This is a genomic window from Pseudonocardia bannensis, assembly GCF_012911875.1.
GTDB classification, from domain to species: Bacteria; Actinomycetota; Actinomycetes; order Mycobacteriales; family Pseudonocardiaceae; genus Pseudonocardia; species Pseudonocardia bannensis.
Genome location: NZ_JAAXKZ010000134.1, coordinates 1 through 15,666 on the forward strand (window position 1 = coordinate 1; position 15,666 = coordinate 15,666).

Here is a 15,666-nt window from a genome sequence, read left to right on the forward strand (position 1 = left end):
CCTCCGCGCCGTCCGCCCCCCGCACTGACCCGCCGTCCGACGACGCGAAGGTGGCCTCGGGAACGCATGACGTCACCGAGGCCACCTTCGCGCCATCCCCCGGCGCTGCGCCGCGACCACGTCATGGGTTGCCGAGGGGGCCTTCGCGACGGTCGGCGCGCTGCTACGAGCCCGCGCCGGGGCGGCGGAGCCGGACGTCGCCGAGGGCGGTGCCGGCGGGCAGCGGTATGCGGTACAGGCGGGCGGCGTTGCCACCCAGGATCGCGTGCCGGGTGGCCGGGTCGAGCTCACCGAACTCCGCCTGCAGCTCGGGCGGGAAGCGGAAAGTGGCCAGCTCCTCCACGAGCCGCCCCGGCCGCACCAGCGGGTAGCCGCTGCCGAACAGGAGCCGGTGCCCGCCGAAGGCGACGAGCAGCTCGCCGAGCGCCCGGGCGGCCTCGGCCGGTCGCACCCGCAGCGCGGCGAGCAGGTCGGTGAGCAATACGTGCACGTTCGGCAGCCGGGCCAGCCGGCACAGCTGGGCGGTCGGCAGGCAGGCCGCGCCGAGCACGAATTGGACCCGCGGCAACGCCCGGGCCAGTTCACGCAGCTCGCCCGCGGCGAAGCCGCTGCGAGGGCGCGGACGAGCCACCCGGGTCCGCACCGGCAGCGCGGAGCCGGCCCGCACCGGGTCGGCCCACTGCGGCCAGCGCGGGCGGCCGGGATCGGACGGGTCACACCCGGAGCCCGAGCCCGGCCGGTCGGCGGCCCAATCCGGGCAGCCGTCCCCGCGTCGCGCCGTGGGCCCGATCCCGAGATGCACCACCCCGGCCCCGGACTGCTCGCACCGCGCCAGCACCCGCCGCAACCACGGCTCGGACAGCGTGACCCAGCCGTCGGGCCGCCGGCTCGGGGTCAGGTGCAGCCCGCGCAGGTCACCACGGCGGACCCGGGCCGCGAGCCCGCGCGCGCCGGCCTGGCCCCGGGCCGGGTCGAGTTCTCCGGTGAGGACGAACCGGCCGGGCATCTGCTCGGCCAGCTCGGCGTGCCAGGTTTCCGGGCTGAAGCCGAGCACGAACAGCTCGTCGAGCGCGACGGGTTGCAGCACGGCCCGGTCGACGTGGCCGGCCCCGATCACCTCGGCCAGGCCGGCCTCGGTGACCCGTTCGAACTCGTCAGCCGGAACCGGGCGCGGCGCGCGGTCGAGCACCCGATGCCGCCGGTACAGGTCGGCGACGAACTGCTCGCCGCACGGACCCGCCTGGTTGTGTGGGCTGCCGTCCCACGCGTGCACCTGGGCGTCGACCACGACGTAGCGCTCGGAGGCGATCGTGAACACCACGGCCTCCTCCCGTGCTGATCGCATGAACCGGCTCCAGCGGCGGACCTCCCGACCATCCCAGCCGTCGGGCGGGTTGCGCCCCGCCCGGACGGATGGGTTGTGGTCGCGACTACCCGACCGAGGGGCCCAGTCCCAGCGACTGCGGGGTACTCGAGTCGGGCGAGGGCTGCGGAATGCCCTCGTCGAGCTGCCCGAACTCGGTCATCAGCGACTTGTTCCAGGGCGTCTGCTCCTCGGCCACCAGCGAGTTGGTGGTGAGGATGAGACCGGCCACCGAGGCCCCGTTCTGCAGCGCGGAGCGCACCACCCGCAGCGGGTCGATGATCCCCATCTCGACCATGTTGCCGAACCGGCCCTCGAGCGCGTCGAAGCCCTCATCGACGTTCATCGCGCTGACCTGCTTGACGACCTCGTCGCCGTCGTAGCCGGCGTTGGACGCGATCAGGTGCACCGGCTCGGTCAGCGCCTGGCGGACGATCTCCACGCCGATGCGGTAGTCGCCGTCGACCTCGAGCCGGTCGAGCGCAGGCTCGGCGTGCAGGAGCGCGGCACCGCCGCCGGCGACGATGCCCTCGGCGATCGCCGCCCGGGTGGCCTGCAGCGAGTCGTCGACCCGGTGGCGGATCTCCTTGGCCTCGGCGTTCGTGGGCGCGCCGACCCCGATGATCGCCGCCTTGCCCGACAGCCGGGCGATGCGGTCGGACAGGAAGTCCTCGTCGGTGCCGATGGTGGCGCGGGCGAGCTCGGCACGCAGCTGGGTGAGGCGCAGCTCGAGGGCCTCGCGGTCCCCGCCGCCGCCGATGATCGTGGTGTTGTCGCTGGTGACCCGCACCTGCGACGCGCGCCCGAGGTGCTCGGTCGTCATCTGCTCCAACGAGAACGACGAGCTCTTGCTGTGCACCTTTCCACCGCAGAGCGCGGCCATGTCCTCCAACATGTGGATGCGCTTCTCGCCGAAGCCCGGCGCCTTGATCGCGACGGCCTGGAAGGTCCGGCTGACGTGGTTGTGCACGAGCATCTGCAGCGCCGTGCCCTCGACGGTCTCCGCGACGAGCACCAGCGGGCGGCGCTCACCTCGCATGATCTTGTCGAGCACCGGCATCAAGGCCTGCACGTCCTTGATCTTCTCGGCGGAGAACAGGATGTACGGGTCGTCGACGATCGCCTCGAGCGTGCCGGGGTTCGTCACCATGTACGGCGAGACGTAGCCGTTGTCGAACTCGAAGTCCTCGACGAAGCTCACCCCGACCCCGAGCCTCGGCGCGTCCTCGACGGTGACCACGCCGTCGTCCCCGACGGTGTGCAGCGCCCGGGCGACGACCCGTCCGATCGCCTCGTCGTCGTTGGCGGAGATCGACGCCACCCGGGCGAAGTCCTCCTCGGAGGACACCGGGTGCGCCACCTCCGTGAGGCGCTCGACCAGGGTCCCGACCGCGAGGTCGATGCCGCGCTTGACCAGCACCGGGTTCCCGCCGGCGGTGATCGCCTTCATCCCCTGCCGCACGATGGCCTGGGCCAGGACGGTCGCGGTGGTGGTGCCGTCGCCGACGGTGTCGTTGGTCTTGACCGCCGCCTCCTTGACCAGCTGGGCGCCCATGTTCTCGAACGGGTCACGCAGGTGGATCTCCCGGGCGATGGTCACGCCGTCGTTCGTGACCTCGGGCGAGCCCGTGATCTTCTCCAGGATCACGTTGCGACCCTTCGGGCCGAGTGTGCTCTTGACGGCCTCGGCCAGCTGGTCGACGCCGGCTTGGAGCAGGCGCCGGCCCTCTTCGCCGAATCGCAGTTCCTTCGCCATGGGTGGGATCCTCCTGGAGTGAGCGGGATGCGTTGGTCTGCTGCGCGGGTGCGGATCAACGACCGGTCGCCGCCCGGGGGAACCGTCCCCGGGCGGCGACCCGGTGCAGGTGGGGCTACGTGACGGGCTTGAGGTCGAAGTCGATGTACTCGGCCGCGTCCTCCGGGTTGGCGAACATGATCGTGCGGTCGTCGAGGTGGACCATGCGGCCGTAGTGGGTCGACATGGCCTCCTCGAACTCGGCCGCGTTGAACCAGCCCTCCTCCTCGCCGGCCTCCTCGTCGACGTCGGCGTAGACGGTGTCGAAGCGGCCCTGACCGTCGACCCGGATCATCGAGGGCAGGTGGGTGACCTTGACGTTGTCCAGGCGGGACAGCACGTTCGCGATGAGCACCCCGACCTGGCTGTTCATCAGGGTGAAACCACACATGTTCGAGGCGGTGTTGTCCGACTTGTAGGGGCTCTCGGCCGTCTTGAACGCAGTCACTGCTTCAGCTCCTCGGGGGTGTCGAGGCCGAGATCGCGGCAGATCCCGGCGAACCGGTTCTTGGCCTTGTCGAGGCTGTCCTCGAACCTCGGCGGCTTGGCGTCGGGCTGCGACCACAGCGGCTGCATCTGGCGGGCCGCCTGCAGGGCCTGCGGCACCCAGTTCGAGAGCCAGCCCTGCATGAGCTGCCGGTTGTGGTCGGCGAACTCCTTGTCCTGGGTGAGCGGGGCGAAGCACGCGATCGTCCAGCGCAGGTCGCGCTGGGCGTAGTCGTACTCGCCGGCACCCATGACCGTCGGGGTCACGAAGTCGCCGTTGCCCGCCGCGGACTGCATCACCAGGTTGCTGCGGAACAGCTCGCCGATCAGCGGCTCGAACACGGCGTTCGCCGCGAAGATCGCCTCACCCCAGTCGTCCTGGACCGCGGTCAGCGCCTCGCACACCTTCCGGGCGCCCTGCCACTCGGGGTCGGCGTTCCACGCGTTCAGGTGCGCGCTGCCGTCGAAACCCTCGATCTCCTCGGTGAGCGTGAGGTTGTACAGCGCCAGGTCCTGCGCGAACCGGATCTTGTGCGCGCTGTTCACCGCCATCGCGGTGTTGTGCATGTTGGTCGGGCCGGAACGCTCGTTCCCGGCGAAGACGTAGAGCCCGAGGATGTGCTCGATGTGCATCCAGGCGCCGACGTTGCGCTCGACGAACCGGACCCAGTTCGGCGTCCACTGCTCGAATGCCTTGGCGTTGCGCGCGTTCTCGACGTTCTGGGTCAGCTGCCGGACGACGTTGGCGTTGTACCGGTAGAGGGTCTGCTCCCACTCCTCGTTGGGGTCGCGGAACTCGTGCCACCCGTGCGCCGGCCATTCCTTCACGGGCAGGCCGCCGGTGCCCGGACCGCGCTGCGGCTCCGGCTTGTCGCTGCCCCACGCCTTGAGCTTCGTCCAGTGCAGCGGGTAGCCGCCCTCGCCGTTGGAGAAGCCGTAGATCCAGCCCTGCGTCAGGTAGTGGTGCGGGTCGGGCTGGACGTCGACCGTGACGTCCTCGTAGTGGGTCTGCTTGCGCTTCGCCGGCTTGAAGTAGTTGTACCGACGGGCGCTCGCGCTCGAGTCGGGGAACTCGCGCGCCCCGGCCTCCGCGTCGGTGAAGACGGGCTTCGGGACGCTGCGCTCTGGTCGCTCGGTGGTGGTCATGGGCCGTCCTCGCCTTCCGGTTCACCGGTGGTGGTGAACTTGTCGTAGAAGATGTGGTTCTCGCTCACTCCCAGGGCGGTCAGCGTGGCGATGGCCGCGTCCACCATCGGCGGCGGACCGCAGACATAGGCATCGACTCCCTCCAATGTGGACTCGCGCCGCCGGACGACCTCCGTGATCAGGCCCGTCTCCCCCGCCCAGTCATCGGCCTCGGCCGGCTCGGACAACGCCGGGACGTAGGTGAAGTCGGACAGCCGCCCGCCCAGCTCCGCCAGTTCGTCGGCGAAGCAGAGGTCACGGGAGCCCCGCGCCCCGTAGTAGAAGGTGACCTTGCGTTCGACCCCGCGCTCGGCCATCGACCGCAGCAGCCCGAGCATGGGCGCCATTCCCGCGCCGCCGCCGACGAACAACAGGTCCGACGTACGGCCCTCGCGCAGGGTGAAGGTGCCGAACGGCGCCTCCACCTGCAGCCGGTCCCCGGGCTGCAGCTTCTCGGCCAGGTGCTCCGAGAACAGACCGCCTTGGTAGATCTTGATGACGAACTCGAACAGGCCGTCACGGTTCGGCGTGTTCGCCATCGAGAACGACCGGGTCTCCTCCGTGCCCGGCACCTGGAAGTCCATGTACTGGCCCGGGAAGAACTTGATCTCCTCGGGCTCGATCAGCTTGACGACCAGGTGCCGCAGGTCATGGGTGACCGGCTCGTTCGCGACCACCTCGACCGTGCCCTTCCGCAGCGGCAGCCCGGACCGGATGATCTCCTCGTCGTAGTTGAGGAGTTCGATCACCAGGTCCTCGTAGGCGTGCGCCCGGCAGAGCAGCGTCTGTCCCTCCTCCTTCTCGTAGTCCGGGAGCGCGAAGGTCGAGTAGCTGTCCAGCTCGATGTCCTCGCCCTCGAGGACGAAGGACTTGCAGGCCGCGCACTGTCCTTCCTTGCACCCGTGCATGAGCTGGACGCCCTGCTCGGCCGCGGCGCGGAGGATCGTCTGGTCCTCGTCGACCTCGATGTCGATACCGACCGGTTCGAATCGGACGACGTGCTTGTCACCCAATGGATCTCGTCCTTCGGCTCGTGGGAGGTTCCGCGTGCAGGCGGGCCGTTCCGCGCGCGGAGGTGGGCAGGGCCTGGCAGGGGGAGGGCCGGCTCACCGGCCCTCCCCCTTCGCCTGACCCGCGCTCAGGCGTCGGTGGGTGCCGGGCGTCCGGCCGGTCCTTGACGGATGTAGTCGGCGTGGAACGCGTCGCGTTCGCTGTCGCTCATCTCGTTGAGCAGGACGTTCGGGCTCTGCAGGTGAGGCATCCGCCGCATGTGGTCGAGCGTCCACATCTTCTTCGGGTCGAGGTCGAGGTGCGGCTGCGCCGTCATGGTCTTGCCGTCGTCGCGGACGAAGCCCATGTCCTGGACCACGTCGGCCCAGTTCCAGCCGTGGTAGAGGGTCTCCCACTCACGGTGGCCGACGAGCCGGCCCATGTTCGGCGTCTCCCGGCCCTGGTAGACCGGCCGGAAGGCCTCGACGTCGGTCCAGCGGCAGACCTCGTGACAGTAGGTGCGCCACTGGCCGTCGACCTCGGCCATGACCATGTCCTCACGCACCAGGCACGGCACCATGCAGGTCCAGCAGCGGTGCGGGTAGACGTAGTCCACGTCCTCGGCCACGATCGCGTTGTGCCCGTTCGGGGTCGCGAGGCGCGCGTAGTTCTCCCACCACTTGCCGTACTTGTCGTACCAGCCCGGGTACTTGTACTCGAACCACTCGAAGTCCTCGTCGGTCATCGCATCGATGCGCCAGTAGTTGGCCAGCCAACCGGTGGCGAAGAACTGCGCGACCTCGTGGACGTAGCCCTTCTCCCAGATCTGCTTCCACGACTCCTCGACGAGGTCGTGCGGGATCGTCAGGCCGTACTTCTCCAGCGGCACCAGGTAGGACCGGTAGTAGTCGTCGTAGATCCAGCGACGCCACATCTCCGCGTAGGACTCACGGTCCTTGCGGCGGTCCTTCGTGCCGTACTCGATGAACGTGCCGATGGCGGCGTCCACCACGCGGTGGTTGTTCCACCACGCGTAGCGCAGGTCGCGCTCGAGCAACTGGCGGTTGTCCTCGTCCGACAGCGCCATCAGCAGGGTGGCGTAACCGTTGGAGATGTGCCGCGACTCGTCGGACTGCACCGAGTGGAACACCGTGGGCAGCAGGTAGTCGCCGTTGGCCGCCGCCTCGGCCGGCATGGCCACGAACAGGGTGTTCGTGAACGCCGTCTCGGCGACGATGGTCAGGTAGATGCTGGCCGCGGTGATCGCGTCACCGGTGATGAACCCCTCGGCGAACTGACGGCCGATGGTGCCGCAGTAGTCGCTCTGGAAGTTCCGCAGGCTGTTGTTGAAGCCTGCCGGGTCGATGTAGTTGTTCATGTACAGGCGCTTGAGGTTCTGCTGAATCGTCGAGTGCCGAACCTCGTCGATCATCTGGATCGCCTGGCCGTTGTGCAGCTCCGGGTTCGGAACCACGTGGAACAGCATCGGCATCGAGCGCGCGGCCGAGATCTCCGGCAACGGGATGATGCTCAGGAACAGCTTCTGCCATTCCAGCCAGCGCTCCTGCACCTGGCGGAACATGTTTCCGCGGATGGCGCCGTCCTGAGCGCCGTACACGCGGTGGTCCTTCTCCTCCTCCATCGGGAAGTAGGACCGCAGGACCTGCTTGAGCGGGTCCTTCTTGGCAGCCTTGCGGAAGGTGTAGTCGGTTCCGTACTTCATGTACGGCTCGTGGTACGCCGGTTCCCAGGCCAGTTCCTGGATCTTCTGGTGAGCCTTCGCCAGACTCTGCCGACTCACGTCAACTCCTCACGGTGGTAGTGGCCGGGGGCAGCAACCGCACTGCCACCTCGACCCCGCGGGCCGCCAGCCCGGAGGTCGGCGGGGGTCGTGGTTTGGTCCCGTTGTCGACCCCGGACGTCTGCCGGGGACCGGACGCGGGCGTCCTCGGCGACGAACGTGGGCCCGAGGTGTTCTGGACCGGGGTTCGCGGGCCCTCGGAGCAGCTCATCTCGTGCTCGGAATCACACCGCTCCGATGCCTGACCTGTGGTCTCAATATGAGACGGTTACCTGTTGGCTGGCACCTATCGTCATCGGCGTCCGGCCGGTACCGTCCGGATCGATACCGGCTGCCGCGATAACGCGGACCACAGCTGCTCCCGAAAGGGCAACCGGTTGGTCCAGTCGAAGCAGGGAACAGCCCGCTACGAGCGCCCTGATGCCGGCGACAACGGCCAGGGGGCGGAGTTCGACGTGCTCACCGGAGCCCCCGTCGAGCGAATTGCCCGAGCACGCACGTCCTTCCTCGTCGACGACCCGGTCGAACCGGGCATCGTGCGTACGCCGATCCTCGCCTCGTGGACCCGGTCGCGGCAGTGGGCCGTGCCGGCCGACCACCTCGACCTGCCCTACGAGTCCGACTGCGACCAGGACTCGCTGCTGGCCCGCTCCGCGACGCCGATCGTCTGCGAGGTCGCCGACCAGCTCGGCTGCGAGCCCGTCAGCGTCATCCTCTGCGACGACGAGGGCGTCGTCATCGAGCGACGCACCGGCGACTCAGCGCTCAACCAGCACCTCGACCGGGTCTGGCTGGCACCCGGGTTCAGCTACGCCGAGCGCTACGTCGGTACCAACGGGATCGGCACCGCGCTCGAGGGCCTCGCCCCGGCGCAGGTGTTCGGGCACGAGCACTACGTCGAGCACCTCGAGGACCTGGCCTGCGCCGGGGCCCCGATCCGGCATCCGATCAGCGGCAAGCTGCTCGGGGTCATCGACCTCACCTGCTGGCGCCGCGAGGCGAACCGGATGATGGTCGCGGCGGTGTCCACGATCGCCCGGCGCATCGAGGAGGCCCTGCTCGAGCACTCCGGCCGCCGCGAGCTCGCGCTGCTGCACGACTATCTGGCCGCCTGCCAGCGCAACCGGGGCGCGGTCTTCGCCCTGAGCGACGACCTGCTGATGATGAACGACCGGGCCCGTGAGCTGCTCGACCCGCGCGACCAGGTGCCGCTGCTGGCCAACGCCGCCGAAGCGCTCAACTCCGGCCGCCACCGCCAGCTCCTGGTCGACCTGCCCAGCGGTGCCATCGCCCGCGTGCACTGCCGGCCGAGCTGGACCGAGGGCGGGCTGTCCGGCGGGGTGCTGCAGGTGCAGCTCGTGTCGAGCGACGCCGCCCCGTCACGGTCGACGCTGCTCCCGCACCCGACGACGCTGCCGGCCACCGTCGGGTCCGGCCCGATGTGGGCCAAGTGCTGCCAGGCGGTCGGTCGGCACTTCCGGTCCCGGGAGTGGGTGGTGCTGCAGGGCGAGCCGGGCAGCGGGAAGCGCACCCTGGCCCGCGCCACGCACCAGCTGCACAACCCCGCCGGGCACCTGCGGCTGCTCGACGCCGAGGACTACGGCCCGCGGTGGGTCGCCGAGGTCATCGAGGAGCTCGAGACCGGTGGCAGTGGGACGCTCGTGCTGTGCCACGTCGACCGGCTCTCGGCCGAAGGAGTGCAGGCCCTGGGCGACGCGCTGGAACCGCACCGCGAGTCCACCGATCACGAGCGGCCCTGGGTGGTCGCCACCGTGGACCGCAGCCGGTCGCAGACCTCCCGCGAGCTCGCCGACCTGCTGGACTCCTTCCCCCGGACCGTCGACGTACCCCCGCTGCGCCACCACGTCGAGGACGTCGCCGAGCTGGTCCCCCACCTGATCGCCCGGCTCACCCGGGGCGCCGACCTGACCTGCTCCCCCGACGCCATGCGGATCCTGATGCGCAACCGCTGGCCGGGCAACGTCGAACAGCTCTACCAGGTGCTGCGCAAGATCGTCGCCAAGCGGCGCACCGGCCAGATCACCCCGGCCGACCTGCCTCCGGAGTGCCGGGCCAGCACCCGTCGGGTGCTCACCCCGCTGGAGGCCATCGAGTGCGACGCGATCGTCGACGCGCTGCTCGACACCGACGGCAACAAGGCCGAGGCCGCCCGGGCGCTGGGCATGTCGCGCGCGACGATCTACCGCAAGATCCGCGGCTACGGCATCTCGATGCCCCCCATGGCGGAGTCCGGCAGGTCATGACGTCCCGCTGATCCGGCGGATCCTGTTCCCGCGCCGCTACGCTCCGCACATGCCGGACATCGGGGATCAGTAGGCGATTCGGGCGGCTCGTCGCGCTGGACGACATGACCTTCACCGTCCGTCCGGCCGGGCGAGTTGTTCGGTTCGTCGGCAGCAACGGGGCCGGCAGGACGACGACCACGCGCATCGTGCTCGGCGTCCTGTCCGCCGGCGCCGGGGAGGTGCGCTGGACGGGCGCCCCGATCGACGCATGGACACCCGGGCCGCGACGTCGTCCACGCAGCGGTGGGCCGGGCGGCTCGGCTTCGACGCGGCGGCGTTGCGCAGGCCGCTCAGCCGGAGCGACGCGACCGCGGCTTACGGGTCCACTCGGTGAACCCGGCCCGGCGGGCGTCCTCCGCGGTCCGGAACCAGACCTCGGCCTTGGTCCGGCCGAAGTACGGGCTGGTCGGCGCGTGGAACAGCTTCGAGTTCCCGTTGCCCTTGATCGTGTACTCGGGGCTCGGGGCGGACCCGTCGGGCAGCGGGAGGGCTGAACCGGGGCCGTAGGAGGACTCCTGCACGTCGGCCGCGGTCCCGGGCCCGGCGCCCGTGGACGGGGCCTCCGCCGGTTCGCCGGACGGGGCCGGGGCGCTCACCGCACCGGTGGGCGTCTGCGGTGTGGCCGTCTCGGCCGGAGCGGGCGCCGTGTCGTCCGCGGCGGGCGCGGGCGTCGCCTCCTCGTCGGGAGCCGGTGCGGGCACCGTGGCGCGTTCGGTCGCCGGGGCGGGCGCCGCCGCAGGTTCGGCCGCCGGAACGGCCAGCGCAGCGTGTTCGGCCGCCGGAGCCGGCGGCGCAGGTTCGGCCGCCGGAGCGGCCGGCGCAGGGTGTTCGGCCGCCGGAGCCGGCGGCGCAGGTTCGGCCGCCGGAGCCGGCGGCGTGGCGCGTTCGGGAGCAGAGGCGGGCGCCGGGGCCCGTCCCGGCGCCGGGGCGGCGGGTGCAGCTTCCCTGATCGGCGTCGGCGTCGCGGACACGGCGGCCCGGCCCGGCGTGCCCGCGGAGGGGGCGGGCCGGGAGGCAGCAGGCGCGGCGGCGGGTGCAGCACGCCGGATCGGGGTGACCGAGGCCCCGTTCCCCGTGGACGTGCGGCCCTCGACCGGCCCGCGCGCCGCGCCGGACGCGCTCGTGTCGGACGCGCTCGTGTCGGACCGAACCGCCTTCAAGGTCCGGACCTCGGGCGTGGGCCGACCCGCGTCGAGCGTGGTCGCACTCCCCGGGCCGGCCGTCCGCCGGTACGCCACCCAGAACACGGTCGCGATCAGTGCGGTCAGCGCAATCCGCCAGCGTCGTCGCGAGGGTGTCGAGCCCTTGCCCATGCGTCAGCCTCCTCTTCGGGGGTGCGCCGAAGACTAGGCAACCCGGTCCGCCCGGGTGGCAGGGCCCCGCAGATCGCGTGCCCCGTGCAGGTCGGGCCCTCAGCGGCGGGCCGCCTTCACCCGCTCGTAGCGCGCCAACGCCTCCTCGCGCTCCACCTTGTGATCGACGATCGGCTCCGGGTACCCATCCGGGATGCCGTCCTGCAGCTTCCACGGCTGGTGCACCTGCTTGCCGGGGATGCCACCCAGTTCGGGGACGAACCGGCGTACGTAGTCGCCGTCGGGGTCGAACCGCTCCCCCTGGGTGATCGGGTTGAAGATCCGGAAGTAGGGCGACGCGTCGGTGCCGCTGCCGGCGGTCCACTGCCAGCCGTGCTGGTTGGAGGCGAGGTCGCCGTCGACGAGCAGTTGCATGAAGTACCGCGCACCCCACCACCAGGGCAGATGCAGATCCTTGACCAGAAAGCTGGCCACGATCATCCGCACCCGGTTGTGCATCCAGGCCTGCTCACGCAGCTGCCGCATTCCGGCGTCGACGATCGGGAAGCCGGTGCGGCCCTCCTTCCACGCCGCGAACCTCTCCTCCGCGCCCTTCCCGGACGCGACGGGCAGCGCGTCGAAGGCGCGGTCGTAGTTCTTCCGCGCCGAGTCGGGCCGCTGGTGGAGCACGTCGGCGTAGAACTCCCGCCAGGCGATCTCGGTGCGGTAGGTGCCGGCGGACGCGGACCGCTGGCGGGCCAGGTCGGCAAGGATCGTGCGCGGGTGGATGCACCCGTACTTCAGGTACACCGACATCCGGGAGGTACCCGGCTTGTCCGGACGGTCCCGGGTGCCGCCGTAGTCCTCGACGCCGCCGTCGAGGAACTCCGTCCAGCGCCGCAGCGCGGCGGCCTCCCCCGGCTCCGGAAGCTCGGCGTCGACCTTCTCGTCGTCGGGGATCCCGACCGCGCGCGGCCCACCATCCTTGTCCGCCGGGTCGATCCACTCGACGGTCCGCGGCCCGGTCTCGGCGGGAGCGCGCCAGCCGTGGTCCGCCCAGGCCCGGCGGAACGGGGTGAAGACCTTGAACGGGCCGCCGTCACCCTTCGTGACCCGCCCCGGGGCCACGGCGTAGGGGGATCCGCTGCGGACCAGCTCGCAGCCGTCGGCGGCCAGGGACTTCTCGACGACCTCGTCGCGCTCACGGCCGTAGGGGCCGAAATCGGCGGCGATGTGCACGGTGGCGGCCCCGACCGCCTTCGCGATCCTGGGCACCACGTCGGCCGGATCGCCGCGGACGACCAGCAGCTTTCCGCCCAGCGCCGCGTCGAGCTCGCGCAGGCAGCCGTAGAGGAACGTCCGCCGGGCCGGGCCCGACGGGCCGAGCAACCGGGGATCGAGCACGAACAGCGCGAGCGCGCGGGGCGCAGCGTCGGCCGCGGCGAGCAGCGTGGGCTGGTCGCTCAGCCGCAGGTCACGACGGAACCAGACGACGCAGGCATCCCGGGAGTCGGCCACGCCGGCGACGCTAGTGGCCGCCCACCCGGCGCGCGCGGCGACGACGGCACCGCTGGTCGGGCACCGCGTCACCGGCCGGTGCCGGCAGTCCCGGGAAGACCCGGGCCGCCGGCCCCTCACACCGTCAGCGCTTCTCCATGGACAGGTAGTCGCGCTCGGCGGGCCCGGTGTAGAGCTGTCGGGGCCGGCCGATCTTGTTCTGCGGGTCGTTCATCATCTCGCGCCAGTGGGCGATCCAGCCGGGAAGCCGGCCCAGCGCGAACAGCACCGTGAACATCTTGGTGGGGAAGCCCATCGCCCGGTAGATCACGCCGGTGTAGAAGTCGACGTTCGGGTAGAGCTTGCGCTCGACGAAGTAGTCGTCGGCCAGCGCCTTCTCCTCGAGCGCCTTGGCGATGTCGAGCAGCGGGTCGCTGACGCCGAGCTTCTTGAGCACCTCGTCCGCGCTCTGCTTGACGATCCGCGCGCGGGGGTCGTAGTTCTTGTAGACCCGGTGCCCGAAGCCCATCAGGCGGGCACCCTTCTCCTTGTTCTTCACGCGCTCGACGAAGGCGTCGACATTGCCCTCCTCGACGTCGCGGATGCGCTGCAGCATCTCCAGCACGGCCTGGTTGGCGCCGCCGTGCAGGGGGCCGAACAGCGCGTTGATGCCGGCCGAGATGCTCGCGAACAGGTTCGCCTGCGACGACCCGACCAGCCGGACCGTGGACGTCGAGCAGTTCTGCTCGTGGTCGGCGTGCAGGATCAGCAGGGTGTCGAGCGCCCGGGCGAAGTCCGGGTCGATGTCGTACGGCTCGGCCGGGAAGCCGAAGGTCATCCGCAGGAAGTTCTCGACCAGGCCCAGCGAGTTGTCCGGGTAGAGGAACGGCTGGCCCACCGACTTCTTGTAGGCGTAGGCGGCGATGGTGAACACCTTGGCCAGCAGCCGGACGGTGGAGAGCTCGACCGCATCCTCGTCGAACGGGTCGAGACTGTCCTGGTAGAAGGTCGACAGCGCGCTGACCGCGCTGGACAGCACCGGCATCGGGTGCGCGTCGCGCGGGAAGCCGTCGAAGAACCGCTTGAGGTCCTCGTGCAGCAGCGTGTGCCGGCTGATCCGGTTGGTGAACGAGTCCAGCTGCGCCTGCGTCGGCAGCTCGCCGTAGATCAGCAGGTAGCTGACCTCCAGGAAGCTCGACTTCTCGGCCAGCTGGTCGATCGGATATCCCCGGTAACGCAGGATTCCCGCGTCGCCGTCGATGTAGGTGATCTCGGAGGCACAGGCCGCAGTGCTGTTGAAGCCCGGATCGAAGGTGACCAATCCGGTCTTCGACAGCAGCTTGCTGACGTCGACTGCCGAAGCACCCTCGGTCGCGGCGTTGATCGCCATCTCGTGCTCGCCGCCCGGGTAACGCAGGACAGCCGTGTCGCTCGCGGCGGACTCGTCAGACATGTGGAGGTTCCCTCTCACACTCGTGTTGTTGCGTGTTTGGGCGCAACGCTAGTGCGCCCAGGCCGATCTGGGTTGCCCGGCCGGACCGGCGTCACGTTATGAGACACCCCGCCCTCAGCGGGGCGACGGGGATTCGGTGGGCCCACGGTAGTTCCAGAATGCGGGAAAGAGGGAGACGACGGTGATCGCTCCCACGATCACCGCGATGCCGCCCAGGGTCGCCGCGACCCCGGGGCCGAGTCCCGCCGCGGCCGGGCCGTGCCACATGTCGGCGATCCGGGGTCCGCCCGCGACGACCACGATGAAGACGCCCTGCATCCGGCCACGCATCTCGTCGGTTGCCACCGTCTGCAGCATCGACGACCGGTACACCGAGCTGATCAGGTCACCGGCCCCGGCGAGGGCGAGCATGAGCACCGCCAGCCACAGCGAGTTCGCCAGCCCGAACAGCGCGATGCCCAGGCCCCAGACGCAGATCGCCACGGTCACCGCGACACCCTGCCGCCGAACCCGGTGCAGCCAGCCGGAGAACAGGCCACCGATCACCATTCCGATCGGGATGGCGGCGAACAGCAGCCCCAGGGCGATCCCGCCGCCCGGCGGGTCGCCGAAGACCTTTTCCGACATCTCCGGGAACACCACGCGCGGCATCCCGAAGCCCATCGCGATCACGTCGATCAGGAACGAGACCAGGAGCACCTTGTGTAACGCGACATAGCGGAAACCGGCGAACACTTCGCGCAGACCCGCGCGCCGGCGGGCGTCCGGGGAACGCTGCGGCGGCACCGGGGGCAGCCGCCAGGTCGCCCACAAGGTGGCCAGCAACGCGACCGCGTCGAGCAGGTAGAGGGTGGGCAGCCCGACGACCGGGATGAGCAGCCCGGCGAGCAGCGGCCCGACGACCGCACCGACCTGGACCACCGTCATGTTCAACGCGTTCGCCGCCGGCAACTGCGCGGCCGGGAGCAGCCGCGGGATGATGGCGCTGCGGGTCGGCTGGTTGACCGCGAGCATCGCCGACTGCACGGAGAACAGGCCCAGGATCAGCCATACCCCGCCGACACCGCTCGCTGCGGCCACCCACAGGGCCAGCGAGCTCATCGCGATTCCGGAGCCGGTGAGGAGCAGGAGCACCCGGCGGTCCATCGCGTCGGCGATCGCGCCGCCCCACAGCCCGAACACGATCAACGGGACCAGGCCGAACAACCCGGTCAACCCCACGTAGGCGGAGGAGCCGGTCATCTCGTAGATCTGGGTGGGCACGGCCACGACCGACATCTGGGCGCCGATGACCGTGACGATCCCGGCGAGCCAGAGCCGACGGTAGGAGTCGGTGCGCAGCGGGCGGGTGTCGGCGAGCGCTCCGCGAAGGGCTGCGGAGACCCGCCCGGGCCGTCCCGGACCGGTGGCGAACCTCCGGGTGGCGGCCTCGGATCCCGAGTCGAGCTTCCGGGTCGGCGCGTCGGGGCCACCCGGCAGCCGGTGGGTGGGGGGGTCC

Annotated in this window: 11 protein-coding genes and 1 pseudogene; 2 read left to right on the forward strand and 10 right to left on the reverse strand. The window is 70.7% G+C overall.

Features of this window, described 5'->3' with window-relative positions; all coding sequences use genetic code 11:
- Window positions 1-163: 163 nt before the first annotated feature.
- From HF519_RS25285 to HF519_RS25310, 6 genes are all read right to left on the reverse strand, one after another.
- A complete protein-coding gene (locus HF519_RS25285) occupies window positions 164-1,345 on the reverse strand; it encodes an amidohydrolase family protein (protein ID WP_169415501.1) in 1,182 nt (393 codons plus the stop codon).
- An 85-nt stretch (window positions 1,346-1,430) separates the two neighbouring features.
- Window positions 1,431-3,119: a chaperonin GroEL gene (groL, locus tag HF519_RS25290; protein WP_169415502.1), complete on the reverse strand. Its 1,689-nt coding sequence runs from the start codon at window positions 3,117-3,119 to the stop codon at window positions 1,431-1,433.
- A 115-nt stretch (window positions 3,120-3,234) separates the two neighbouring features.
- Window positions 3,235-3,606: a propane 2-monooxygenase effector subunit MimD gene (gene mimD / locus HF519_RS25295; protein WP_169415503.1), complete on the reverse strand. Its 372-nt coding sequence runs from the start codon at window positions 3,604-3,606 to the stop codon at window positions 3,235-3,237.
- Entirely contained in the window at window positions 3,603-4,790 is a 1,188-nt protein-coding gene (locus tag HF519_RS25300; protein WP_169415504.1) for a ferritin family protein, read from the reverse strand. The genes mimD and HF519_RS25300 overlap by 4 nt, the downstream gene beginning before the upstream one ends.
- Window positions 4,787-5,842 (reverse strand): FAD-binding oxidoreductase, encoded by a 1,056-nt coding sequence (locus tag HF519_RS25305; protein ID WP_169415505.1) that lies wholly within the window; start codon window positions 5,840-5,842, stop codon window positions 4,787-4,789. Before HF519_RS25305 ends, HF519_RS25300 begins: the two co-directional genes overlap by 4 nt.
- 125 nt (window positions 5,843-5,967) lie before the next feature.
- Complete coding sequence (locus tag HF519_RS25310; protein ID WP_169415510.1) at window positions 5,968-7,605, reverse strand: ferritin family protein; 1,638 nt, start codon at window positions 7,603-7,605, stop codon at window positions 5,968-5,970.
- 392 nt (window positions 7,606-7,997) lie between these two features.
- Here HF519_RS25310 and HF519_RS25315 point away from each other — a divergent pair, with 392 nt between their 5' ends.
- Complete coding sequence (locus HF519_RS25315; RefSeq protein ID WP_169415506.1) at window positions 7,998-9,884, forward strand: sigma-54-dependent Fis family transcriptional regulator; 1,887 nt, start codon at window positions 7,998-8,000, stop codon at window positions 9,882-9,884.
- A 104-nt stretch (window positions 9,885-9,988) separates the two neighbouring features.
- Window positions 9,989-10,132, forward strand: a pseudogene (locus HF519_RS31790) (ATP-binding cassette domain-containing protein); the annotation flags it as partial.
- An 84-nt stretch (window positions 10,133-10,216) separates the two neighbouring features.
- Here the strand turns inward: HF519_RS31790 and HF519_RS31795 are convergent.
- From HF519_RS31795 to HF519_RS25335, 4 genes are all read right to left on the reverse strand, one after another.
- Window positions 10,217-10,627 (reverse strand): sunset domain-containing protein, encoded by a 411-nt coding sequence (locus HF519_RS31795; protein WP_246245145.1) that lies wholly within the window; start codon window positions 10,625-10,627, stop codon window positions 10,217-10,219.
- Between the two features lie 711 nt (window positions 10,628-11,338).
- Complete coding sequence (locus tag HF519_RS25325; RefSeq protein WP_169415508.1) at window positions 11,339-12,736, reverse strand: cryptochrome/photolyase family protein; 1,398 nt, start codon at window positions 12,734-12,736, stop codon at window positions 11,339-11,341.
- 124 nt (window positions 12,737-12,860) lie between these two features.
- Complete coding sequence (locus HF519_RS25330; RefSeq protein ID WP_169415509.1) at window positions 12,861-14,168, reverse strand: citrate synthase; 1,308 nt, start codon at window positions 14,166-14,168, stop codon at window positions 12,861-12,863.
- A 114-nt stretch (window positions 14,169-14,282) separates the two neighbouring features.
- Window positions 14,283-15,647, reverse strand: coding sequence for an MFS transporter (locus HF519_RS25335; RefSeq protein ID WP_169415511.1), 1,365 nt, complete (start codon window positions 15,645-15,647; stop codon window positions 14,283-14,285).
- Window positions 15,648-15,666 lie beyond the last annotated feature (19 nt).

Excerpts from the sequence above, each read along its gene's own strand:
- HF519_RS25330 (WP_169415509.1), bottom strand. The coding sequence starts at position 14,168 with ATGTCTGACGAGTCCGCCGCGAGCGACACGGCTGTCCTGCGTTACCCG.
- HF519_RS25300 (WP_169415504.1), bottom strand. The coding sequence starts at position 4,790 with ATGACCACCACCGAGCGACCAGAGCGCAGCGTCCCGAAGCCCGTCTTC.
- groL (WP_169415502.1), bottom strand. The coding sequence starts at position 3,119 with ATGGCGAAGGAACTGCGATTCGGCGAAGAGGGCCGGCGCCTGCTCCAA.
- HF519_RS25285 (WP_169415501.1), bottom strand. The coding sequence starts at position 1,345 with ATGCGATCAGCACGGGAGGAGGCCGTGGTGTTCACGATCGCCTCCGAG.